A 21,965-nucleotide genomic window follows, 5' to 3' on the forward strand; every position below is an offset into this window, starting at 1 on the left:
CCGTGCAGTTCGGGCGCACCTACGAGGAGTTCGAGGTCGGCGCGGTCTACCGGCACTGGCCCGGCAAGACCGTCACCGAGTACGACGACCACCTCTTCTGCCTGCTCACCATGAACCACCACCCGCTCCACATGGACGCCAACTTCGCGGAGCACACCACGGACTTCGGCCGCAACGTGGTGGTGGGCAACTACGTGTACTCGCTGCTGCTCGGCATGTCGGTGCCGGACGTCTCCGGCAAGGCGATCGCCAATTTGGAGGTGGAGTCGCTGCGGCACGTGGCGCCGACCTTCCACGGCGACACCGTCTACGGCGAGACCACGGTGCTGGACAAGCGGCCCTCGCAGTCCAAGAGCGACCGCGGCATCGTCCAGGTGGAGACCCGCGGATACAAGCAGGACGGCACCTTGGTGTGCGTCTTCCGCCGCAAGGTGATGGTGCCCACAGCCGCATACGTGAAGGAGCGCGGCGGGGAGCAGCCCGGCCGCCCGCAGCCCCGGCCCCACCCCCAGCCGTCGCAGTCGCAGTCGCAGTCGCAGTCGCAGGAAGGGAACTGACATGGGCGAGCGCCTCGCGCAGACCGAGGACCTGACCGAGGTCCAGCGGGAGATCCTGGCCACCGTGCGCGCCTTCGTGGACCGCGAGGTGCTGCCGGTGGCCACCGAGCTGGAGCACCGCGACGAGTACCCCACCGCGATCGTGGAGGGCCTGACCGAGCTGGGCGTGTTCGGCCTGATGATCCCCGAGGAGTACGGCGGGCTCGGCGAGTCGCTGCTGACCTACGCCCTCACCGTGGAGGAGCTGTCCCGCGGCTGGATGAGCGTGTCGGGCATCGTGAACACCCACTTCATCGTCGCGTACATGCTCCAGCAGCACGGCACCCAGGAGCAGAAGGACTACTTCCTGCCGCGGATGGCCGCGGGCGAGGTGCGCGGCGCGTTCTCGATGTCCGAGCCGGGGCTCGGCTCGGACGTCTCGGCGATCCGCACCAAGGCGGTGCGCGAGGGCGACTCCTATGTGCTCAACGGCCAGAAGATGTGGCTGACCAACGGCGGCACCTCGCATCTGGTGGCCGTGCTGTGCCGCACCGACGAGGGGCTGCCGGACGACGCGCCCGCGCACCGGTCGATGACCACCTTCCTGATCGAGAAGGAGCCCGGATTCGGCCCGAACCCGAAGGTGTCCGGGCTCACCGTGCCCGGCAAGATCGAGAAGATGGGCTACAAGGGCGTGGACACCACCGAGCTGGTCCTCCAGGACGTGCGGGTGCCCGCGGACCGTGTGCTCGGCGGGAGCACCGGGCGCGGCTTCTACCAGATGATGGACGGGGTCGAGGTGGGCCGGGTGAACGTGGCCGCGCGCGGCTGCGGGGTCGCCCGGCGCGCCTTCGAGCTGGGCATCTCCTACGCCCAGCAGCGGCACACCTTCGGCCGGCCGATCGCCGAGCACCAGGCCATCCAGTTCAAGCTCGCCGAGATGGGCGTGAAGGTGGAGGCGGCGCACCGGATGATGGTCGGCGCGGCCCGCAAGAAGGACTCCGGGCAGCGCAACGACCTCGAGGCGGGCATGGCGAAGTACCTGGCCGCGGAGTACTGCAAGGAAGTGGTGGAGGACGCGTTCCGCATCCACGGCGGCTACGGATTCTCCAAGGAGTACGAGATCGAGCGGCTCTACCGGGAGGCCCCGATGCTGCTGATCGGGGAGGGCACCGCCGAGATCCAGAAAATGATCATTGGCCGACGGCTGCTGGAGGAGTACCGTATCGAGGGCTGAACCTTCCGGTTCGCGGTGGTTTCGCACCGATCCCGCCGAGCCGATTCGGCGCGGAGTGTCACACTGCGTGAGGATTGCGAGCACGGGAACCAGCCATCGACTCGCCCATCAGCTTGCCGAGTTGCCCGTGTCTGCCGATACCATCGACCAAAGCCGCCGTCCCCTTGAAGCAATTCGCGGCACCCTCCGCTACGAAGGTCTTCCATGCCCCACAGCCAATCCTCTGCACCACGCGGCCGGGTCCGGCTCGCACGCGGTGTGTCGTCGTGGCTCCTGCCGACGGCGGCCACCGCGGCGGTGAGCCTGCTGCGCGCCCGCCGCTCCGGCCGCTGGGCGGCCGTGGCCGTTCCCGCCACCGCCCTCACGGCCGGCATGCTGTGGTTCTTCCGCGACCCCGAGCGGGAGATCACCGACGCCCGGGTCGTCTCCCCGGCCGACGGCGTGGTGCAGAGCATCATGCCGTGGAAGGACGGCCGCACCCGTGTGGCGATCTTCATGAGCCCGCTGAACGTCCACGTGAACCGGGCCCCGCTGAGCGGCACGGTGGCCTCCGTCGAGCACATCCCCGGCGGGTACGTTCCGGCGTTCAACAAGGAGAGCGAGCACAACGAGCGGGTGGTGTGGCACTTCGACACCGAGATCGGTGATGTCGAGGTGGTGCAGATCGCCGGGGCCGTGGCGCGGCGGATCGTGCCGTACGTGCCGCGGGGCTGCAAGGTCGAGCAGGGCGAGCGGATCGGGCTGATCCGGTTCGGCTCGCGCGTCGACATCTACCTGCCGGAGGGCGTCGAGCCCGCGGTGGAGGTCGGGCAGAAGACCACTGCTGGGGTGACGCGCCTTGACCGTGACTGAGCACGATGCGCACGGTACGCGGGACGGCTCGTCGAACTGGGTGAGCGACCTGGCCGACGAGGTGGACGAGCTGCCGCTGTCCACGCGGCTGTCCATCGCGGACGCGCTCACCCTCGGCAACGCGATCTGCGGCTTCATGGCGGTGTACTTCACCACCACCGGTGTGCTGGTCCCGCACCTGATGGGGACCTCGGACAGCGCGATGTCCAAGCACAGCGCGGGCAACGCGGTCACGCTCATGCTGATGGCGGCGGTCTTCGACCTCTTCGACGGGCTGGTGGCGCGCAAGCTGCGCAGCTCGGCGATGGGGGCGGAGCTGGACAACCTCTCGGACCTGATCAGCTTCGGCCTCGCGCCGGCGTACTTCGTGGTGGTCTGGGGCATCGTCTCGGACGACGCGCACGGGAAGGTGGCCGCGGCCGCGGCCGTGCTGGTGGTGCTCGCGGTGGTGCTGCGGCTGGCCCGCTTCTCCTGCACGACGCTGCGGGAAGGGGTCTTCCAGGGCATGCCGAGCCCCTTCGGGGCGATGACGGTGGTGGGTCTGGTGCTCTTGGAGCTGCCCTTCGTGCCCACGGTGCTGGCGATCGTCGGTGTGGCGTGGCTCATGGTGAGCCGGGTCGAGTACCCCAAGCCGCGCGGGCGCCTCGCCCTGGCGACCTTCTGCTGGACGCTGGTGAGCATGGGCTGCATCGCCGCCTGGACCTTCGACGTCCCCGGCGGCCACTCGCTCCTGCAGGCCGGCTGCGCCCTCCAGTGCGTCGCCGCGGCGACGATCCCCTGCTTCGCGACGACCCGCCGAGTCAACACGATCCGGGCGGCGAGGCGATCGGCCCGGGCGCAGGTGCGCTGACGCTTGTCGGGGGTCCCCACCGACGGGGTTCCACCCCGTGTCCCGGGACCTTCCCCCGTCCTCCCCGTCCCTTACGGCTACCCGTCTGCCCCACCCTCACCATCCCCGGCCGCAGGCCGGTGGCCTGCTGAGCGCGCAGTTCCTCCCCCAGGGCTTCGCCTGGGGCACCCCCAGCGCCCCTGAAAAGCCTCGCCCTTCGCGCGAACGGCGAGGCCGTACCCAGGGGCGGGGGGACTGCTCCCCCCGGAGGGGGCACCCCCCGCAGCCCGATGCGGGCTGCGGGCGGCAGCAGCGGGGAGCCCTGTGGCGAGAAGCCGACCCTCAGCTCAAGAAGTCCGCGGCCAGGGATGTGGTGAGGGTGCGCAGGAGGGGCGCGGCCAGGGCGATGCTCCGGGTGGGGTCGGGTTCCAGGGCGGACAGGGAGTAGGCCCGGGTGATGCCCGCCGCAGCGAGCTGTTCCGGGGTGAGGTCGAGGCGGCCGCACACCGCGACCACGGGGACCCCCGCGGCGCGGGCGGCGGCGGCGACCCCGGCGGGAGCCTTGCCGTGCAGGGTCTGCGCGTCCAGGGAGCCCTCCCCGGTGATGACCAGGTCCGCACGGGCGAGCGCGGCCTCGAAGCCCAGGACGTCGAGCATGACCTCGATCCCCGGCCGGAACCGCGCGTTCAGGCCCACGAGCGCCCCATAGCCGATGCCGCCGGCCGCTCCCGCCCCGCGCGTGCGGGCCGGCCGCGGCCCCAGCACCTTCGCGTAGTGCGCGAGCGCCGCGTCCAGCAGCCGCACGTCCTCCTCCGTGGCACCCTTCTGCGGCCCGTACACCGCCGCCGCGCCCGTCGGCCCGCACAGCGGGTTGTCGACGTCGCTGGCGAGCACCACCTCCACGTCGGCCAGCCGCGGGTCGAGCCCCGAGAGGTCCGCGCTGACCAGGGTGGCGAGCGCGGCCCCGCCGGGCGGCACCGGCACCCGGTCGGAGTCGAGCAGCCGCGCCCCGAGGGCGCTGAGCATGCCCGCGCCGCCGTCGGTGGTGGCGCTGCCGCCGACGCCGAGCACGATCGTGGTGGCGCCGTCGTCGAGCGCGGCCCGCAGCAGCTCGCCGGTGCCGTACGTGGTCGCGGTCAGCGGCGCGAAGATGCCCGGCGGCAGGTGCCGCAGCCCGGACGCCTCGGCCATCTCCACCACCGCGGTCCCGTCACGCAGCGCGTACGCCGCCTCGACCGGCTCGCCGATCGGCCCGGCCACCCGGGCGGTGCGGCGCTCGAAACCGGCGGCCACGGCCGCGTCCACCGTGCCGTCGCCGCCGTCGGCGACCGGCAGCGACTCCACGGCCACCCGGGGCGCGACCGCGTGCAGGCCCGCCGTGACGTGCGCGGCGACCTCCACCGCTGTCAGCGAGCCCTTGAACTTGTCCGCGGCCACCAGGACCCGCCGAACACCATCGGACACGTGAGATCTCCATCCCGACCAGACGTCGCGCCGTTTCGGACCTTATCCCGCCACCGCCCCGGCCGCCCACGGCACGCACACAGGGTGAGCGGTCGGCGACCGGCCCGCACGGGTCCACCCGGCACCGTAGGTTGGGCGGCATGACCTCCGACTACGCCTCCTACATCGCCTCCCTGCCCAAGATCCTCGCCAGCGCGAGCACCCTGTTCCGGTCGGCGGACGGCCGCCTGCTGCTGGTGGAGCCCAACTACCGCGACGACGGCACCTGGACACTGCCCGGCGGCACCATCGAGTCCGACGCCGACGAGACCCCGCGCGAGGGCGCCCGCCGTGAGACCGCGGAGGAGATCGGTCTCGACCTGGCCCCGGGCGCCCTGCTCGCGGTGGACTGGGTGCGCGGCGGCGGGCGGCGGCCCCCGCTGGTCACCCACCTCTACGACGGCGGGGTGCTGGACGACGGGCAACTGGCCGCGATCCGGCTGCAGGAGGAGGAGCTGGACTCCTGGAAGCTGGTCCGCGTCGAGGAGTTGGAGCGCTATCTCCACCCCGACACGGCAAGCCGCATCCGCCACGGCCTGGCCGCGCTGGAGGCGGGCACCGGACCGGTGGAGCTGGTCGACGGCAACCCGGCGGAGCAGGCCGCACCCACCTCGTAGGGCGCACCAGCCGCAGCCGTCGCCGCCACGGCCGCCCGAAGCGGACGCAACCCCTCCGACCAGAGGTTTCGTACCCGAAGTTCACTCTTTCCGGGGGACACCGGTGCACCGCAGACCCTATGATTCGGTCTGCGCACCGGGGGGCGGTCGGCCGCAACAGCGGCCGGCAACTTGGCGATTGCGCACCCAGGCCATCTCAATCCCGTGCTTCGGCATGCCTGCGTCGCGGTCCGCCGCCGGCGCGGTGCCGCTCGCGAGGGTCCCGGATCGGCGCGTTTCCCCGGCTCTCCCACACGACGAGCGACACCCGCCCAGGCGGCGTCCGGACAACAAGACAAGGCGGAAAGAGCAATGGCAGAGCGGCAGTTCCTCGGGCAGGGCAGCAACACCTCCTGGGAGAAGTTCTGGTACGTCCTCGGCTGCATCTACTTCGGTGCCGCGTACTTCCAGAAGGTCCCGGTCAAGAAGGCGCTCAGCGAGTACGGCCTGGTGGAGATGACCGGCGCCGAGAAGTTCTGGTACGTCGTGCAGTGCATCCTCTTCGGCGCCGGCTACTTCGCCAAGGTGCCGGTCAAGCGCGCGCTGTCCGAAGTCCGTGACCCCAACGGCGTGTTCGGCGGCCAGCCGCCCGCCGGGTACCAGGCCCCGGGCTACCAGGCGCCCGGCTACCCGACCGCCTGAGCAGCGCGACTCCCGCGGGCCGCGCCCGGGTTCACGCCCGGGTCGCGGCCCGTCCTCACGCCCGCGCCAGGTGCCGCAGCACCGCCGTGGCCGCGTTGTGGCCGCTCATGCCGTGCACGCCGGGCCCGGGCGGGGTGGCCGAGGAGCACAGGAACACCCCGGGCCGGCGGGTGGCGTAGGGCACGGCGGCGAGTTTCGGCCGCAGCACCGTCTGCAGGCCGGAGAAGGCACCGCAGGCGATGTCGCCCTCCACGTAGTTGGCGTTGCGGGCGGCGAGCCCGGCGGGGCCGGTGACGCAGCGGGCCAGCACCAGGTCGCGGAAGCCGGGGGCGAAGCGCTCGATCTGCCGCTCGACGGCGTCGGTGGCGTCGCCGTGCCAGCCGCGCGGCACATGCCCGTAGGCCCAGAACACGTGCTTGCCCTCGGGTGCCCGCGAGGGGTCGACGACGCCGGGCTGCGCGGTGATCAGGAAGGGCGTCTGCGGCATCCGGCCGGTCACCGCCCGGTGCAGCGCTTCGCCGATCTCGGTGTAGGTGGGGCCGATGTGCACGGTGCCGGCCCGGCGGGCGGTCTCGTTCGTCCAGGGGACGGGCCCGTCGAGGGCGTAGTCGATCTTGAAGACCGAGGGGCCGTAGCGGTAGCCGCGGTAGGCGTCGCCGAGGGCGGCGATCCGGGCCAGCGCGGTGGGCGAGGTGTCGAAGACGTAGGCGCGGGCGGGCGGCAGCTCGTCCAGCTTGCGGACGGTGACGCCGGTGGTGATGGTGCCGCCGAGTTCGGCCAGGTGTGCGGCCAGGGCGTCGGAGATGGCCTGGGAGCCGCCGCGGGCCACCGGCCAGCCCCGCTCGTGGGCGGCGATGGCGAACAGCAGCGCCATCGCGCCGGTGAAGGGCTGGGTGAGCGTGGTGATGGCGTGCCCGGCCAGGCCCGCGAGCAGCGCCCGGCCCTTGGGGTCGTGGAACCGCCGGGCCAGCACCGCGGCGGGCGGAGTGCCGGTCAGGCCGAGCCGGACGAAGCGGTAGGGGTCCTTGGGCAGTCCGGCCCACGGCGGCCGGAAGAAGTCGGCCGCCAGCGTCTCCCAGTGCCCGGCGTACGGCGAGAGCAGCCTGCGGTAGACGGGCGCGTCGCGGGGGCCGAGCGAGGCCGCGGTCTGCCCGATGGTGCGGCCGAGGACGGCCGCGTCGCCGCCGGGGAAGGGGTGCGCCATCGGCACCTCGGGCTGCAGCCACCGCAGGCCGTGCTCGGCCAGCGGCAGCGCGTCGAAGGCGGGCGACCCGATACCGAAGGGGTGGACGGCCGAGCACGGGTCGTGCCGGAAGCCCGGCAGGGTCAGCTCCTCGGTGCGGGCGCCGCCGCCGACGGTGTCGGCGGCCTCGTAGACCTGCACGGACAGGCCCGCGCGGGCGAGTTCGACAGCGGCGGTCAGGCCGTTGGGGCCCGCGCCGACCACCACGGCGTCCACCACCACGGCCCGGCTCACCGCCGCTCCTCCCCCGCCTCCGCGTCGCCGCGCAGGATCGCCACGACCCGGGCCGCGGTGTCGGCGTCCCTGGCCACGGTGAACGGCAGGGCGTTGCCGCCGGGGATGCTGAAGGGCTTGCCGGCCGCGGTCAGGCTGGTGCCGCCGGCCTCGGCGACCATCAGCAAACCGGCCGAGTGGTCCCAGGGCGCCTCCCAGAAGAACGCGACGCCGTCGGCCAGGCCGCGCGCCACCTCCAGGTAGGCCAGGCCGGCGCTGGTGACGCAGGGCACGGTCTCCACGCCGGCGGCGCTCAGCCGGGCGATGGCGGCGCGCTCGTCCGCGAACCGGAAGACGGGGTTGGAGATCCACAGCCGCAGGCCCTCGCGGGGGGCGGTGCGCAGCACCTGGCCGTCCATGCGGGCGCCGTGGCCGCGGCGGGCGGTGGCGAAGTGGCCGAGCTGCGGGGCGTAGGTCCACGACAGCAGCGGCTGCCCGCCCTGCACGAGGGTGACCAGGGTGGAGAAGCCGGTGTCGCCCCGGACGAAGGCCGAGGTGCCGTCCACCGGGTCGATCACCCACACCGGGTCGGGGCCGCGCAGCAGGCCGAGCAGGTCGGGGTCGGCGCTGATGGCCTCCTCGCCGACCACCACCGAGCCGGGCAGCAGGGCGGTCAGCCGCTCGGTCAGCCGCGCCTCGGCCTGCCGGTCGGCGGTGGTGACCAGGTCGTGCGGGCCGTGCTTCTCCTCGATGTCGGAGTCGGCGAGGCGGCGCCAGCGCGGTGTCACCTCCGCGTCGACCACGGACCGGACGATCTCCTCGACGTCGCCGAGCAGTTGCTCGCCGCGCACTCCGTCCACGGCTGCTGCCAGCCCGCCGCCCCCACCTACTGCGTTCGCCATACGGCCATCAAAGCAGACGCCGCCCGGGCGCGGCCGGGTGAGCCGCGTCAGCCGTCCCGGCAACCCGCCGGTTCCTCTCGACGGCAGCCGTGGATCCGCCCGGCGCCGGCCGGAGGTCGGTTCGGGGGCCGGCCCCGGGCGGGCGGGAAGCCCGGCTCAGGACCGGCTCAGCGCCGGGACGACGTGCTCGCCGTAGGCGTCGACGACCTCCTCCTTGGCGTCGTGCATGGCGTAGACGGCGAACTGGTCGACGCCCACGGCCCGCAGGGCGGCGAGCTTGTCGAGATGGGCCTCGACGGGGCCGAGGACGCAGAAGCGGTCGACGATGTCGTCGGGCACGAAGGCGGTGTCCGGGTTGCCGGTGCGGCCGTGGTGGGCGTAGTCGTAGCCCTGCCGCCTGGCGATGTAGGCGGTCAGCTCCTCGGGGACCAGGGCGGAGTGCTCGCCGTAGCGGGCGACGAGGTCGGCGACGTGGTTGCCGACCATGCCGCCGAACCAGCGGCACTGCTCGCGGGCGTGCGCGAGCCCTTCGGCGCTGCCGTCGGTGACGTACGCGGGCGCCGCCACGCAGACGGTGACGGCGGCCGGGTCGCGCCCTGCCCGCTCGGCCGCGGCGCGCACGGCCTTGACCATCTGCTCGGTGAGGTAGACGTCGGCGAGTTGCAGGATGAAGCCGTCGGCCTTCTCGCCGGCCAGCGCCAGCGCCTTGGGCCCGTAGGCGGCCATCCACACCGGCAGCCGGCCGTCCTCGACCCAGGGCAGCCGCAGCGCGGTGCCGTCGACCACCGCCTCGCGGCCCTCGGCGAGGTCGCGGATGGCGGTGATCGCCTCGCCGAGCCGGGCCAGCGAGTTCGGCCTGCGCCCGGCCACCCGCATCGCCGAGTCGCCCCGGCCGATGCCGCACACCGTCCTGTTGCCGTACATCGAGTTGAGGGTGGCGAAGGTGGAGGCGGTCACCTCCCAGGTGCGGGTGCCGGGGTTGGTGACCATGGGGCCCACCGTGAGGTGCTCGGTGTGCTCCAGGATGCGGCTGTGGATGACGTAGGGCTCCTGCCACAGCACGGCGGAGTCGAACGTCCACCCGTGGCTGAAGCCGTTGCGCTCGGCCCGGCGCATCAGCTCCACGACGGCCGAGGCGGGCGGGTCGGTCTGCAGGACGAGGCCCAGGTCCATGACTGCTCCTTCCGCGGCGGGCGCCGCCTTCACGGGCCCGGGGTTCACGCGCTCACAGGTCGCTCACAGGTACTGGCAGGTGCCGCGCGGGACGTACCGGCCGTGGCCGGCCTGCCCGACGTAGGCGCGGTCCCGTACGACGGGCACGCCGCGGGAGAGCACGGTCTCCACCCGGCCGGTCAGGCGGCGACCCTCGTAGGCGCTGTAGTCGACGTTCATGTGATGGGTCTGCGCGGAGACGACCTGCTCGGCGTGCGGGTCGTAGACCACCACGTCGGCGTCGGCGCCGGGCGCGATGGTGCCCTTGCGCGGATAGAGGCCGAACATGCGGGCCGGGGTGGCGCAGGCGGTCTCGATCCAGCGGCGGCGGGTGAGGTGGCCGTCCAGGACCGCCTGGTGGAGCAGGTCCATCCGGTTCTCCACGCCGGGCAGCCCGTTGGGGATCTTCGAGAAGTCGCCGGCGCCCATGTCCTTCTGGCCGGTGAAGCAGAAGGGGCAGTGGTCGGTGGAGACCACCTGCAGGTCGTCGGTGCGCAGGCCCCGCCACAGGGCGGCCTGGTGGTCGGCCGGGCGCAGCGGGGTGCTGCACACGTACTTGGCGCCCTCGAAGCCGGGTTCGGCGAGGTTGTCGGTGGACAGGAACAGGTACTGCGGGCAGGTCTCGCCGAAGACCGGCAGGCCCTGGTCGCGGGCGGCGGCGAGTTCGGCGACGGCCTGCTCGGCGGAGACGTGCACGACGTAGAGCGGGGAGCCGGCGACGCGGGCGAGCTGGATCGCCCGGTGGGTGGCCTCGGCCTCCAGCAGCGCGTGCCGGACCTCGCCGTGGTAGCGCGGGTCGGTCTTCCCCGCGGCGAGCGCCTGGCGGACGAGGACGTCGATGGCGATGCCGTTCTCCGCGTGCATCATGATCAGCCCGCCGTTGCCGGAGGCGCGCTGCATGGCCTGCAGGATCTTCCCGTCGTCGCTGTAGAACACGCCGGGGTAGGCCATGAACATCTTGAAGCTGGTCACGCCCTCCTCGACCAGGATGTCCATCTCCTTGAGCACCTGCTCGCCGACGTCGGAGACGATCATGTGGAAGCCGTAGTCGACGGCGCAGCGGCCGTCGGCCTTCGCGTGCCAGGCGTCCAGGCCGGCCCGCAGCGACTGGCCGATGCCCTGGATGGCGAAGTCCACGATGGTGGTGGTGCCGCCCCAGGCGGCCGCCCGGGTGCCGGTCTCGAAGGTGTCGGAGGCGGTGGTGCCGCCGAAGGGCATCTCCATGTGGGTGTGGACGTCCACACCGCCGGGGATGACGTAGCGGTCGGTGGCGTCGATGACGGTCTCGGCGGTCCAGCCGGCGGCCGCGGCGCTGTCGCGGGCGGCGAGCGCGGCGATCCGGCCGTCCTCGATCAGGACGTCGGCGTACGTCTCGTCGGCCGCGGTGATCACCAGGCCACCGCGGATCAGGGTGCGGCTCACAGGGCGTTCCCCCCTTGCGCGGCCGGGCCGCCGAGGGATTCCGCGGCCTCGGCGAGGGCGGCCCGCAGCGCCTGCGCGCCCTCCTCGGCCTCGGCGACGGTGAGGGTCAGCGGCGGGGCGATGCGCAGGGCGTTGCCGTCGCGGCCGCCCTTGCCGATGAGCAGGCCGTGCTCGCGGGCGGACTCCAGGACGAGGGCGGCGGCGGTGGGCGAGGGCGTGTCGGTGCCGGGCTCGACGAGTTCGACGCCGAGCATCAGGCCGCGGCCGCGCACCTCGCGGACCAGGGGGCTGCCGGCGGCGACCGCCTCCAGCCGCGAGCGCAGCAGGCCGCCGACCCGGCGGGCGTTGCCCTGCAGGTCGTGGTCGAGCAGGTAGCCGAGGTTGGCCAGCGCGCCCGCGGTGGTGATGGGGCTGCCGCCGAAGGTGGAGATGGAGTTGGCGGTCAGGCAGTTCATCACATCGGCGCGGGCCACGACACCGCCCATGGACAGGCCGTTGCCGATGCCCTTGGCGAAGGTGAGGATGTCCGGCGGCCCGGCCTGCGCGTGCGCCTGCCAGCCCCAGAAGTGGTCGCCGGTGCGGCCCCAGCCGGTCTGCACCTCGTCGGTGATCCACAGGATGCCGTGCCGGTCGAGCACCCGGCGGAAGGCGGCGAGCAGTCCGTCGGGGCCGGAGGTGAAGCCGCCCACGCCCTGGATCGGCTCGGCGATCAGCGCCGCGACCCGCCCGCCGACCTGGCCGAGCAGGTCCTCCAGGTCCGCGGTGCAGGCGGCGGTGAACTCCGCGTCGGACAGGTGCGCGTAGGGGCCGCGGGTGCGCACCCCGCCGTGCACGTAGAGGGTCTGCAGCGGGGAGAGGCTGGTCGGGGACCAGGAGGAGTTGCCGGTGACGCCGATGGAGGTGAAGGACCGGCCGTGGTAGCTGTTGCGCAGCGCCAGGATCTGGTTCGAGCCGCGGTAGGCGGTGGCGAGCAGCAGCGCGGTGTCGTTGGCCTCGGTGCCGGAGGTGGTGAAGAAGACCCGCGCGTCGGGGATGCCGGACAGGCGGGCGATGCGCTCGGCGAGCTCGACGGCCTGGCGGCTGAGGTAGAGCGTGGAGGTGTGCAGGATCTTCCCGGCCTGCTCGGCGACCGCGGCGGTCACCTCGGGCAGCGCGTGAGCGGTCATCGTGGTGAGGATGCCGCCGAAGAAGTCCAGGTAGCGGTTGCCCTCGGCGTCCCACACGTGCCGGCCCTCGCCGTGGGTCAGCTCGATCGGGCGGGCGTAGTAGGTGGCCAGCCAGTCGGGCAGGACGGCGCGGTGGCGGGCGTGCAGGGCGGCGTGGGCGCTCTCCGTCCTGGCGCCGGTCCTCGGGCCGGTCTGGGGCCCGGTCTGGCTGCCGGTCGCGGTGCCGGTCGGGGTCATCTCACGCCTCCGTCAGCGGGCCGTAGGCCTCGGGCCGCCGGTCGCGGTAGAAGGCCCAGGTCTTGCGGACCTCGTCGATGAGCCCGAAGTCGAGGTCGCGCACGAGGAGTTCCTCCTTGGTGTCGGAGGCAGCGTCGCCGACGAGCTGCCCGCGGGGGTCCACGAAGTAGCTGGTGCCGTAGAAGTCGTTGTCGCCGTAGGGCTCCTGGCCGACCCGGTTGATCGCGGCGACGAAGTACTCGTTGGCGACGGCCGCCGCGGGCTGCTCCAGCTGCCACAGGTGGGCCGACAGGCCGCGGCTGGTGGCGCTGGGGTTGTAGACCAGCTGGGCGCCGGCCAGGCCCAGGGCGCGCCAGCCCTCGGGGAAGTGCCGGTCGTAGCAGATGTAGACGCCGATCCGGCCCACGGCGGTGTCGAAGACGGGCCAGCCGAGGTTGCCCGGGCGGAAGTAGAACTTCTCCCAGAACCCCTTGACCTGGGGGATGTGGTGCTTGCGGTACTTGCCGAGGACGGTGCCGTCGGCGTCGATGACGGCCGCGGTGTTGTAGTAGTGGCCGGACTGCTCGACCTCGAAGACGGGCACGACGACGACCATGCCGGTCTCGCGGGCGAGCGCGCTCATCCGGGTGACGGTGGGCCCGTCGGGCACGGGTTCGGCCCACCGGTAGTGCTCGTCCTCCTGGACCTGGCAGAAGTAGGGGGCGTTGAACACCTCCTGGAAGCCGATCACCTTGGCGCCCTGCGCGGCGGCGGCCCGCGCGTGCTCCTCGTGCTTGGCGATCATCGACTCGGTGTCCCCGGTCCAGGTGGCCTGCACCAGGGCGGCCCGTACGACATTGCTCATGAGCAGCTCCTCCGACGTGACCTCACGTCCGACTCTACGCACGTAGATTCCTGCCGTGCGACGAACGTAAGTCCCGCGCCCCACTCTGACAAGGCCCTGGCGGTTACCGCTGTGGTACGGGGGTGTTTCACTCTTTTTCGGCGCAAGGTTGGTGCTTACGGGGGGCGCGAAACCGAGTTGTGGGGGCGGCGGTCCGGTCGATAGGAAGCGTGCATGCTGAGTGGGAGCAAGGTCGGGCTCAGGGCCCGGCACGAGGAGGACGTGGCGGTCCTGCGGACGGAGCTGTTCGACGACGTCGTCAACTCCTCGCGGGCCGAGGGCGGGCCGTGGCGGCCGATCCCGCCCGGCACGAAGGACCCGCGCCTGGTGGCCGAGGACGTGGAGGACCAGCGGGTCCCGTTCTCGGTGGTGGAGCTGGCGGGCGGCACCCTGGTCGGCATGGCGACGCTGTGGGGCATCGACACCCACAACCGCTGCGCGCACATCGGCCTGGGCCTGCGCCCCTCCTGCCGCGGCAAGGGCTACGGCACCGACGCGGTCGCCGTCCTGTGCCGCTACGGTTTCACGGTCCGCGGCCTGCACCGCCTGCAGATCGAGACGCTGTCCGACAACGCGGCGATGCTCGCCTCGGCGGAGCGCAACGGCTTCGTCCGCGAGGGCGTCCTGCGGTCTTCGGCGTGGGTGATGGGTGAGTTCCTGGACGAGGTCCTGCTGGGGCTGCTGGCCGCGGAGTGGAAACCCACCCGGCCCTGAGACGGGGTCCCGTGGGGCCGCGGCAGGGAGGGTCGGGCTACGGGCTGACGGCGGTTACCCAGTCCACCACCCGGTCCGCGTCCGTGAGGTCGGGGAGGACTCTCGCGGCTCCCGCTCGACGCAGTTCCTCGGCGCTGCTGCCTCCGGTGGCGACGCCGATCACGGGCACGCCGGCGTCCCGGCCGGTGGCGGCGTCGGCGGGGGTGTCGCCGAGGCGAGTACCGCGTCCGTGGGGTCGATGTCTCCGGCGCGGTGGAGCGCAAGGCGCACGAGGTCGGCGGGCTCGTCGGCGTCCTCGCCGTAGGCGCCGAGGTTCCACCGGATGGGGCGGTCAAGGCCGAAGGCGGCGAGCTTGATCTCGGCGACGGCCCGTACGTTCCCGGTGACGACGGTCTACACGACGCCGGGCACGGCTGCCAGCCGGTCGAGGACGAGTGCCGCCCCGGAGAGTGCGTGGCTTTATGGGGCCGCCGTACCGGCGGCGTGCATGTGGTGGAGGAGGAGCAGCGCCGCGACGGAGTTCGCGGAACGGATCTCGCCCCGTTCGACCAGCGAGGGCACCGAGGCCAAGGGCACCCACTCGCGGCGCTCCGATTCGAAGTCGTCCTCGGGATGCCCGACGTACTCGGCGCTCTGTGCCCAATAGACGTGATGCCGGGCGTCGGACAGGCCGTTCGACGGCTCCACTGTGAGCAGGTGCTTCAGGGGCCCGGGGCGCCAGCCGGTCTCCTCCAGCATCTCCCGCGCGGCTGCCGCCTCGGCGCTCTCGCCCTTCTCGACTTCGACGACACCGGCCGCCAACTCCCAGCCCCACGAGTCGGTGATGAAGCGGTGGCGCCACAGCAGCAGAGCCTCGCCCTGCTCGTTCACGGCAGTGGCGAGCGCGACGGGCCGCTGCCGGATCAGGTAGTGGTCGAGGTGGCGCCCGTCCGGGAGTTCGACATCGGCGAGGTTCAGCGTGAGCCAGGGGTTCTGGTAGACGGTCTTCTCACCGAGGTTCTTCCACACCGACACGCGCGCGCCCCTGCCTTGTCCCGAACCGGTCGTCGGGGACGCTACCGCACCGTTCAGCCCTTGCTCAGGAAAGCCTTGATGCGGTCGTACCCTGGTGCGGTGATCCGCGCCGTGGCCCTCGATATCGGCGAGACCCTGGTCTCCGACACACGCTATTGGGCGTCCTGGGCCGACTGGCTGGGCGTTCCGCGGCACACCGTGTCCGCGCTTGTCGGTGCCGTCGTGGCCCAGGGCCGCGACAACGCGGACGCGCTCCGCCTTCTCCGGCCCGGCATCGACGTCGCGGCCGAGTACGCCGCCCGCGAGGCCGCCGGCCGCGGCGAGCACCTGGACGAGACCGACCTCTACCCTGACGTCCGCTCCGCCCTGACCGCACTGCGCTCCGCCGGCTACCGCGTGATCGTGGCAGGCAACCAGACCATCCGGGCGGGCGAACTCCTGCGCGGCCTGGACCTGCCCGCGACCGTGACAGCCACCTCCGGCGAGTGGGGTGTCGCCAAGCCCGATCCCCTCTTCTTCGACCGGGTCGTCGCAGCCGCCGGGTGCGCACCGCCGGACGTGCTGTACGTGGGCGACCACCCGGCCAACGACGTCCACGCGGCAGCTGCGGCCGGCCTGTCCACCGCACACCTGCGACGTGGCCCATGGGGGCACCTGTGGGCCGACGACCCCGAACTGGTGCGCACCGCCGACCTGCGGGTCGATTCGCTGACCGACCTGGCGGACCGCCTGACCGCCGACCGCTGATTTCGCTACAGTCCGGACATGCCGACCGATCCGATGCGTGGCGTCGGCTCCCGCATCGCCACCGCCCGACGTGCCCGCCGCATGACCCAACGCGACCTCGCGGACGCGTCCGGCCTCAGCCATGCCACCGTCCGCAGCGTCGAGCGCGGTGCGCGTCGCCCTTCGGATGGCACCCTGGACGCACTCGCGGCCGCTCTCGGTATCGATCCGTCCCGGCTCCTGGCCGACGGCGGCCGCGTCGTCGGCAAAGTCCACGCGGCGCTCCCCGCGCTGTCCGACGCCATCGCCGCCTACGACCTGGCAGACGACGGCCCCGTACGACCGCTGGCGGAGTTGCAGAGCGCAGTTGCCGACTCGGAGCGGTGGCGGCTCGGCTCGCAGTACGTGCGTCTGGCCGAGGCCGCTCCCGCGCTCCTCGCCGAGCTGTTGCGGGCCCTTCACCGGGCGCCTGCCCCCGAGCGGCCGGTGGTCGCGCGGCTGCTGGTGTCGGCTGCACGATCGGCGGACGCCGCCGCATACAAGGCAGGTGCGAAGGATCTGTCCGCCCGTATGATCGATCTGATGCGCTGGGCCGTCCCGCAGACCGAGGACGACCTCCTTGCGTCCGTGGTCGGCTACGTGCGCGGCGAGGTGTTCTTCGCGGCCCGCGCCCACGAACCGGGCCTCAGGGCTCTGGAGTCGGCGATCGACGCCGCACCCTCGGTCTCCGGCCCGACGGTGGCCGCCGCGCGGGGCGCCCTGCACATGCGGGCCGCGGTCATGGCCGGCCGGGCAGGACGTACGGACCGCGCGGCGGACCACCTCGCCGAGGCCCGCGTGCTCGCCCAGCACACGCCCGAGGGCATCTACGCGGGCACCGCGTTCGGCCCGGACAGCGTCCGCGTCCACGAGTTGAGCTTCGCTGTCAGCCTCCAGGACCCCGGCGTCGACCAGGCACTGGCAATCGCTCGGGGGTGGGCACCTTCGCGGGCGCTGCCGCCGGAGCGCCGCAGCGGGTTCTACGTGGAATTGGCGCGCGCCCAAGCATGGGGAAATCGGCGCGAGGACGCGTTCGAGAGCCTGTGCGTGGCCCGCAGGATCGCTCCCCAGCATGTGCGCGGGCATGCCTGGGCGCGGGAGACCACCGGCACGTTGCTGCGGCTGTCACGCCGTCAGGACCCGGCCCTCACCGCCCTCGCGGAATGGATCGGCGCGATCTGATCACCCGCACGTGCCGAAAGTGCTACTCCGTGTAGCACTTGCGGCGGCGTCCGGCAGCCACGATCCCTCTGTCCGACGGGAACAGAGGGAAAGGGCGCCCATGACCGCCACCTCCATCGCACTGCCCACCCTGGTGTGCGACGACATCTCCATCTCACGTCTTCATGGCGAGGCGTGCTGGCACTGCGGCGCGGTCTCGGGCTCGCTGAGCTTCATCGGCCAGGTCAGCACGGCGGCCGGGGCAGGCACGCTGCGGCTCAGGCCGGTCGTCGGATGCCCCACCCACCAGCGGCCCCCCACGGCGGTGCCGCCCAGCTGTCCAAGCGACCGTGACCCGGCCGCCCACGAGTGCGTGAGGAACAAGCGATGAGTACGACGAACTCGGCTGCGGGCCCCACCGCCCCGGCCCTATTGCAAGGTGGCGGCTCTGCCTCTGCCGAGTCCGCATCCTCCCCCGTGGGCGGTGTGCGGCGGTGGACGATCACCACCACGGACGGTCGGAAGTACTCGGGGCCGCTCGGGAGTTGGGCGGAGGAGGATCCGAGCGAGACCGGTGTCCCGCCGGGGTCCCTGGCCCGGCGTCTTGAGGACCTCACCCTCTGGGCGGCGTTCCCGGGAACGTCGATCGCGGTCCAGTCCAAGGCGTTCGAGGACTGGGAGACGCCCGTGGAGCACCCGGTCATGCGGGCTTCACTGGACTGCTACCCCTACGAGGAGGACCCGGCCCGGCGCGTGCCGCTGCTGAACATCGAGCTGGCGCCGGAATGCGCGGTCATCGACCTCGACCCGGCCCGGCTGGCTGCCTTCCTGACGGCGATGCGCGCCCAGTTGGACCTGCTGGAGCAGGTCGCAGGCAAGGCCCTCGTCGAAGCCCGCGAAGAATGGGAGCGCATCCGCGAGGACCGGCAGCCCGAACCTGTTGCCAAGCTCCCCTGCGTGCAAGGCCGTTGAACCCCAATCTGCCTGAACGACGGCCCCGCTCTCCGGGCGTGCTGCCCGTCATCAGACGCCGATTCCCACACACCGCGCCGAAGGCTCACCCATGCCCAACTCCCGTACGCGCAAGCGTCATCCTTCACCCCGCCTGTCCTCCGCGTCCCCACGGCTGCTCTACGGCGCCGAGTTGCGCTACTACCGCGAGGCCAAGGGCTTGAGCCAGGCCCAACTCGCCGATCTGCTCTACGTAACACCCTCCTTCGTGGCGAACCTCGAAACCGGCCGCCGCCTGCTCCACCCCGACCTCGCACCCCGGCTGGACGAACTGCTGGAGACCAACGGCTTCTTCGTCCGCCACATAGAAGCAGGCCGATCCGGGCCCGGGCCGGAAGTGCTCCTGGACATCGCGGACCAGGAACAGCACGCGGTGACGATCCGGGACTGGGACCTGCACTTCATCCCCGGCCTACTGCAGACCGACCTGTACTCCGCCGCATTCCGCCGCGCCCACGCCCCCGCACCCGACCTCCCCGAGCAGCAAAGACGGTGGACGACCCGCACCGCCCACCGCCCCCTCCTGCGCACCCGCACCTCGCCGGCCTACTGGGCCGTGATCCACGAGTCCGCCCTGCGCCGCCCGCTGGGCGGCCCGAAGACCATGGCCGCCCAACTCGACGCCCTCGCCGAACTCATGCGGCAGGGACGGGCGGCGGTGCACGTCCTGCCCTACACGGCATCGGTGGTCCACGGCCTCGACAGCGCCCTGCGCATCACCGAGACCGAGGACGAACACCCGATCGCCCACATCGTGACCGGCGACACCGTCAAGACCACCGCGGACCCGGCCACCGTCACCCTCGCCCGCATGACCCACGACCTCCTCCTCAACACCGCCCTCCCCCAGGACGAATCACTCGCCCTCATCGACGGCCTCCGCCAGGAATACGACCGCCAAGCCGTGGACACCACAGCGCACGCCCGGTCGCCACGGGCATGAAGCGGCACCCCTTGTGCGGCGCACCACTGTGGACCGAGCCACGCCCAGTTCTACGGCAGGGCCTGGGTGAGGGCTCTTGCGCAGGAAGGGGAGACGCGGGCTGCTGCTTGGAGGAGGGGGGTGCGCAGGGTGGGGCGGGCCTGGGCCACTGCCGCTGCCGTGGGGGTGGGGCGGGTGCGGGCCAGGGTCTCGAGGAGTTCGGCCAACTCAGGGGTGCGGGCGGCCGTCTGCAGCGCCTCGGCCACCACGGCGATGTCGTGCGCGGGGCGGGCCGCGGCCTGGTGGAGGAGGGTGCGGCAGTCGCCGGCCCGGCCGTTCGCCGCGAGGGCGCTCACCGCTTCGGCGAGCCGGGCCGGGGGCTGCGCGGCCGTCTCCCACAGGAGGGTCGCGACGTCCGCGGCAAGCCCGGTGCGCTCCAACTCCCGTACGACGTAAGGAATCAGCTCGGCGGGGCCCTCCGCCGCCGCGCACAGGACGAGGTAGGCCGCACCGCTGTCGCCTGCCCGGCGCAGCTCCCCCAGCCGGGACGCCGCCGCCTGCGCCTCCCGCTCGAAGCGCGGGTCCGCCGGTGCCGGCTGGGCCTGGGGGGCCGGCGCCGCGGCCGGCGCGCCGGCGAACCGCGCGCCCCTGAGGGCCGATCCGGTGGGCGCCGGGCCCCCCGCGGGCCCGGCCCCCACCGCGCCGGTCGTGGGCGCCCCCGCGAACCGGGCGCCCCTCGGTGCCGACCCCGCGGCCAGCGGGGCCCCCGCGACCCCGCTGTCCACCGGACCGGTCTTCGGCGCACCCGCGAACCGGGCCCCCCGCGGGGCCCGGGCGAAGCGGCCCGTCCGCGGGGAGGGCGCCGACTCGGGGGCCGCCTGCGGGGCCCCGGCGAACCGCGCGCCCCGCGGCGCGGGCGCGGCGTGGGCGGCCGGCGCCGCCGGTGTCCTGCGGTCGTTCGCCGCGGCCGTGGGCTCCTGCCGCAGTAAAGCCGCCGCCGAGCGCTCCGGGTCCGCCGCCGCGGCCAGCCGGGCGCGCAGTTCCTCGCAGCGGGCCGTGGCACGGGCGAGGTCGTCGCGGGCCCAGGCGAGGGCGTTCGCGGAGGCGGCCGTGGCGGGGTCGTCGGGTGCGGCGGCCTCGTAGGCCCGTACGGCCTCCCGGGTGCGGGCCGCCGCGCTCTCGCGGGCGCGGTTCGCCGTCTCCAGCCGGCGGCGCAGCCTCGTCGCGGCCCCGGGCACGGCGTCCTCGGCCGCGACGGCGGCCCGGTGGAGGGCGTACGCGCGGCCCGCTTCGGCCGGATCGGCGTCCTGGGCACCGGAGTTGACGGCGAGGTCGCGCAGGACGGTGCGGACGACGTCCCAGGGCGGCACCTCGCGGCCGCTGCCGTAGTCGTTGACGGCCTGTGGCTCGCGCGCGGCCAGCACCCCGTACCAGCCCGGCCGTTCGCCGAGCGCGGCGATCAGGGACCGGAAGTAGTGCGTGAAGTCCTCCGCCACCAAGCCCTCCTCCGTCAGGAGCGTCACGCCGGTCCACGGGCCGCCGCTCGGCTCGGCGCCCACCCGGACCCGCCGGCACCCGTCCGTGACCGTCCGTCACCCTCCACGACCGCCTGCATCCGTCCCGCATTGGACACCCGCCGCGTTACAGCGCTGCTACGGCGGGTTTTCGCCGCGTGATCGAAGCACGGGTCCCGGACACCTCCGATCGACAGGAAAACTTGCAAGTCAGCCTGTCGAACTCCTACGGTGGGGCGCGTGCCCACGACCGACCCCGCCAGGACCGCAGACGAGCTGGCCACGCTCGTCGCCCGGCTGACCCGCAGGCTGCGGGCGGCGACGCCGGCCGCCGAACTCACGCCCTCCCAGCAGTCCGTGCTGGCGCGCCTCGGCACAGGCCCGGCGACCACGGCCGCCCTGGCCCGCGGCGAGCTGGTCCGCCCGCAGTCGATGCGCGCCACGCTCACGGCGCTGGAGGAGCGGGGCCTGGTCGTGCGCAGCCCGCACCCCACCGACGGCCGCCAGGTCGTCTTCTCCCTCACCCCGCGCGGCACCGAACTGCTCGGCAGCGGCCGCCGGGCCCGCCGCGGCTGGCTCACCGAGGCGATCGAGACCCGGCTGAGCACCGCCGAGCACCGCGCGCTCGCCGACGTGCTGCCCCTGCTGCACCGCCTGGTGGAGCCAGGCACCGAGCCCGGCGCACGAACCCCCGGAACGTCCGACCGTCAGAACCACCCCGTTTCCGAAGGAAGTCCAGCACCATGAGCGCCACCACCCTCGACGCCCGCACCGCCCTCGTCGTCATCGACCTGCAGCAGGGCATCGTCGCCCTGCCCACCGTCCACCCCGCCGACGAGGTCGTCGCCCGCAGCGCCGCCCTCGCCGCTGCCTTCCGCGAGCGCGGCCTGCCGGTCGTGCTGGTCAACGTCACCGGCATAGCGCCCGGCCGCACCGACGGCGGCACCCCGGGCGCGGTCGAGTTCCCCGCCGGCTGGTCCGACCTGGTCAAGGAGCTGGACCAGCAGCCCGGCGACATCACCGTCAGCAAGAAGCAGTGGGGCGCCTTCTACGGCACCGGTCTCGACCTGGAGCTGCGCCGCCGCGGCGTCACCCAGATCGTGCTGGCGGGCATCTCCACCTCCATCGGTGTGGAGTCCACCGCCCGCGACGCCTACGAGCACGGCTACAACGTCACGATCGCCACCGACGCGGTCACCGACACCGACGCCGACGCGCACGCCAACTCCGTGGGCCGGATCTTCCCGCGGCTCGGCGAGACCGGCAGCACCGAGGAGATCCTGGCGCTGCTGCCCGCCGCCGGGTAGCGGCGAGCAGACCGGACCGCCGCC

Annotated in this window: 24 protein-coding genes; 14 read left to right on the forward strand and 10 right to left on the reverse strand. The window is 73.2% G+C overall.

Annotation, left to right across the window (positions count from 1 at the left end; all coding sequences use genetic code 11):
- Window positions 1-2: 2 nt before the first annotated feature.
- The 4 genes from BLR33_RS22135 to pssA all read left to right on the forward strand — a co-directional run bounded on the left by BLR33_RS22135 (window position 3) and on the right by pssA (window position 3,475).
- The gene (locus BLR33_RS22135) at window positions 3-557 is read left to right on the forward strand and encodes a MaoC family dehydratase (RefSeq protein WP_093786314.1); all 555 of its coding nucleotides are present in this window, start codon (window positions 3-5) and stop codon (window positions 555-557) included.
- 1 nt (window position 558) lies between these two features.
- Window positions 559-1,773 (forward strand): acyl-CoA dehydrogenase family protein, encoded by a 1,215-nt coding sequence (locus BLR33_RS22140; RefSeq protein ID WP_093786315.1) that lies wholly within the window; start codon window positions 559-561, stop codon window positions 1,771-1,773.
- 204 nt (window positions 1,774-1,977) lie between these two features.
- Window positions 1,978-2,625, forward strand: a complete 648-nt coding sequence (locus BLR33_RS22145; RefSeq protein WP_093786316.1) for a phosphatidylserine decarboxylase — start codon at window positions 1,978-1,980, stop codon at window positions 2,623-2,625.
- Between the two features lie 40 nt (window positions 2,626-2,665).
- Entirely contained in the window at window positions 2,666-3,475 is an 810-nt protein-coding gene (gene pssA, locus BLR33_RS22150) for a CDP-diacylglycerol--serine O-phosphatidyltransferase (RefSeq protein ID WP_245771610.1), read from the forward strand.
- A gap of 321 nt (window positions 3,476-3,796) precedes the next feature.
- On the opposite strand, the gene BLR33_RS22155 is transcribed toward pssA, so the two are convergent.
- Window positions 3,797-4,918 (reverse strand): glycerate kinase, encoded by a 1,122-nt coding sequence (locus BLR33_RS22155; RefSeq protein WP_093786317.1) that lies wholly within the window; start codon window positions 4,916-4,918, stop codon window positions 3,797-3,799.
- Between the two features lie 140 nt (window positions 4,919-5,058).
- Between BLR33_RS22155 and BLR33_RS22160 the strand changes: the two genes are divergently transcribed.
- The gene (locus BLR33_RS22160) at window positions 5,059-5,574 is read left to right on the forward strand and encodes an NUDIX domain-containing protein (RefSeq protein WP_093786318.1); all 516 of its coding nucleotides are present in this window, start codon (window positions 5,059-5,061) and stop codon (window positions 5,572-5,574) included.
- A gap of 351 nt (window positions 5,575-5,925) precedes the next feature.
- The gene (locus tag BLR33_RS22165; protein ID WP_093786319.1) at window positions 5,926-6,255 is read left to right on the forward strand and encodes a hypothetical protein; all 330 of its coding nucleotides are present in this window, start codon (window positions 5,926-5,928) and stop codon (window positions 6,253-6,255) included.
- A gap of 55 nt (window positions 6,256-6,310) precedes the next feature.
- On the opposite strand, the gene BLR33_RS22170 is transcribed toward BLR33_RS22165, so the two are convergent.
- The 6 genes from BLR33_RS22170 to BLR33_RS22195 all read right to left on the reverse strand — a co-directional run bounded on the left by BLR33_RS22170 (window position 6,311) and on the right by BLR33_RS22195 (window position 13,494).
- Complete coding sequence (locus BLR33_RS22170) at window positions 6,311-7,717, reverse strand: phytoene desaturase family protein (protein WP_093786507.1); 1,407 nt, start codon at window positions 7,715-7,717, stop codon at window positions 6,311-6,313.
- Between the two features lie 11 nt (window positions 7,718-7,728).
- The gene (locus tag BLR33_RS22175; RefSeq protein ID WP_093786320.1) at window positions 7,729-8,613 is read right to left on the reverse strand and encodes an inositol monophosphatase family protein; all 885 of its coding nucleotides are present in this window, start codon (window positions 8,611-8,613) and stop codon (window positions 7,729-7,731) included.
- A gap of 156 nt (window positions 8,614-8,769) precedes the next feature.
- A complete protein-coding gene (locus BLR33_RS22180; protein ID WP_093786321.1) occupies window positions 8,770-9,786 on the reverse strand; it encodes a TIGR03842 family LLM class F420-dependent oxidoreductase in 1,017 nt (338 codons plus the stop codon).
- 63 nt (window positions 9,787-9,849) lie between these two features.
- On the reverse strand, window positions 9,850-11,247 hold the full coding sequence (gene hydA, locus BLR33_RS22185) for a dihydropyrimidinase (RefSeq protein WP_093786322.1): 1,398 nt from the start codon (window positions 11,245-11,247) through the stop codon (window positions 9,850-9,852).
- The gene (locus BLR33_RS22190) at window positions 11,244-12,650 is read right to left on the reverse strand and encodes an aspartate aminotransferase family protein (RefSeq protein ID WP_093786323.1); all 1,407 of its coding nucleotides are present in this window, start codon (window positions 12,648-12,650) and stop codon (window positions 11,244-11,246) included. Before BLR33_RS22190 ends, hydA begins: the two co-directional genes overlap by 4 nt.
- A 1-nt stretch (window position 12,651) precedes the next feature.
- The gene (locus BLR33_RS22195) at window positions 12,652-13,494 is read right to left on the reverse strand and encodes a nitrilase-related carbon-nitrogen hydrolase (protein ID WP_093786324.1); all 843 of its coding nucleotides are present in this window, start codon (window positions 13,492-13,494) and stop codon (window positions 12,652-12,654) included.
- A 213-nt stretch (window positions 13,495-13,707) separates the two neighbouring features.
- On the opposite strand from BLR33_RS22195, the gene BLR33_RS22200 reads away from it, so the two are divergent.
- Window positions 13,708-14,247 carry a GNAT family N-acetyltransferase gene (locus BLR33_RS22200; protein ID WP_093786325.1) on the forward strand — a complete coding sequence of 180 codons (540 nt, stop codon included), beginning with the start codon at window positions 13,708-13,710 and terminating at the stop codon, window positions 14,245-14,247.
- Window positions 14,248-14,284: 37 nt separating this feature from the next.
- On the opposite strand, the gene BLR33_RS36970 is transcribed toward BLR33_RS22200, so the two are convergent.
- Together BLR33_RS36970 and BLR33_RS22210 are read right to left on the reverse strand one after the other, a co-directional pair.
- Window positions 14,285-14,566 carry an HAD family hydrolase gene (locus BLR33_RS36970; protein ID WP_093786326.1) on the reverse strand — a complete coding sequence of 94 codons (282 nt, stop codon included), beginning with the start codon at window positions 14,564-14,566 and terminating at the stop codon, window positions 14,285-14,287.
- A gap of 140 nt (window positions 14,567-14,706) precedes the next feature.
- A complete protein-coding gene (locus BLR33_RS22210) occupies window positions 14,707-15,261 on the reverse strand; it encodes an NUDIX domain-containing protein (protein WP_245771584.1) in 555 nt (184 codons plus the stop codon).
- 99 nt (window positions 15,262-15,360) lie between these two features.
- Here BLR33_RS22210 and BLR33_RS22215 point away from each other — a divergent pair, with 99 nt between their 5' ends.
- The 5 genes from BLR33_RS22215 (at window position 15,361) to BLR33_RS22235 (ending at window position 19,141) form a co-directional block, all read left to right on the forward strand.
- Complete coding sequence (locus tag BLR33_RS22215; RefSeq protein WP_093786327.1) at window positions 15,361-16,008, forward strand: HAD family hydrolase; 648 nt, start codon at window positions 15,361-15,363, stop codon at window positions 16,006-16,008.
- Between the two features lie 18 nt (window positions 16,009-16,026).
- A complete protein-coding gene (locus BLR33_RS22220; protein WP_093786328.1) occupies window positions 16,027-17,208 on the forward strand; it encodes a helix-turn-helix domain-containing protein in 1,182 nt (393 codons plus the stop codon).
- Window positions 17,209-17,308: 100 nt separating this feature from the next.
- Window positions 17,309-17,578 (forward strand): hypothetical protein, encoded by a 270-nt coding sequence (locus BLR33_RS22225; protein WP_093786329.1) that lies wholly within the window; start codon window positions 17,309-17,311, stop codon window positions 17,576-17,578.
- Complete coding sequence (locus BLR33_RS22230; protein WP_093786330.1) at window positions 17,575-18,159, forward strand: DUF6907 domain-containing protein; 585 nt, start codon at window positions 17,575-17,577, stop codon at window positions 18,157-18,159. Before BLR33_RS22225 ends, BLR33_RS22230 begins: the two co-directional genes overlap by 4 nt.
- A 91-nt stretch (window positions 18,160-18,250) precedes the next feature.
- Window positions 18,251-19,141 (forward strand): helix-turn-helix domain-containing protein, encoded by an 891-nt coding sequence (locus tag BLR33_RS22235; protein ID WP_093786331.1) that lies wholly within the window; start codon window positions 18,251-18,253, stop codon window positions 19,139-19,141.
- A gap of 50 nt (window positions 19,142-19,191) precedes the next feature.
- Here the strand turns inward: BLR33_RS22235 and BLR33_RS22240 are convergent, their stop codons facing one another.
- Window positions 19,192-20,643, reverse strand: a complete 1,452-nt coding sequence (locus BLR33_RS22240) for a hypothetical protein (protein ID WP_143031734.1) — start codon at window positions 20,641-20,643, stop codon at window positions 19,192-19,194.
- Between the two features lie 231 nt (window positions 20,644-20,874).
- Here BLR33_RS22240 and BLR33_RS22245 point away from each other — a divergent pair, with 231 nt between their 5' ends.
- On the forward strand, window positions 20,875-21,381 hold the full coding sequence (locus BLR33_RS22245; RefSeq protein ID WP_176930382.1) for a MarR family winged helix-turn-helix transcriptional regulator: 507 nt from the start codon (window positions 20,875-20,877) through the stop codon (window positions 21,379-21,381).
- Entirely contained in the window at window positions 21,378-21,941 is a 564-nt protein-coding gene (locus tag BLR33_RS22250; RefSeq protein ID WP_093786334.1) for an isochorismatase family protein, read from the forward strand. Before BLR33_RS22245 ends, BLR33_RS22250 begins: the two co-directional genes overlap by 4 nt.
- The last annotated feature ends 24 nt before the right edge of the window (window positions 21,942-21,965 follow it).

This window comes from Actinacidiphila guanduensis, assembly GCF_900103985.1.
Lineage (GTDB): Bacteria > Actinomycetota > Actinomycetes > Streptomycetales > Streptomycetaceae > Actinacidiphila > Actinacidiphila guanduensis.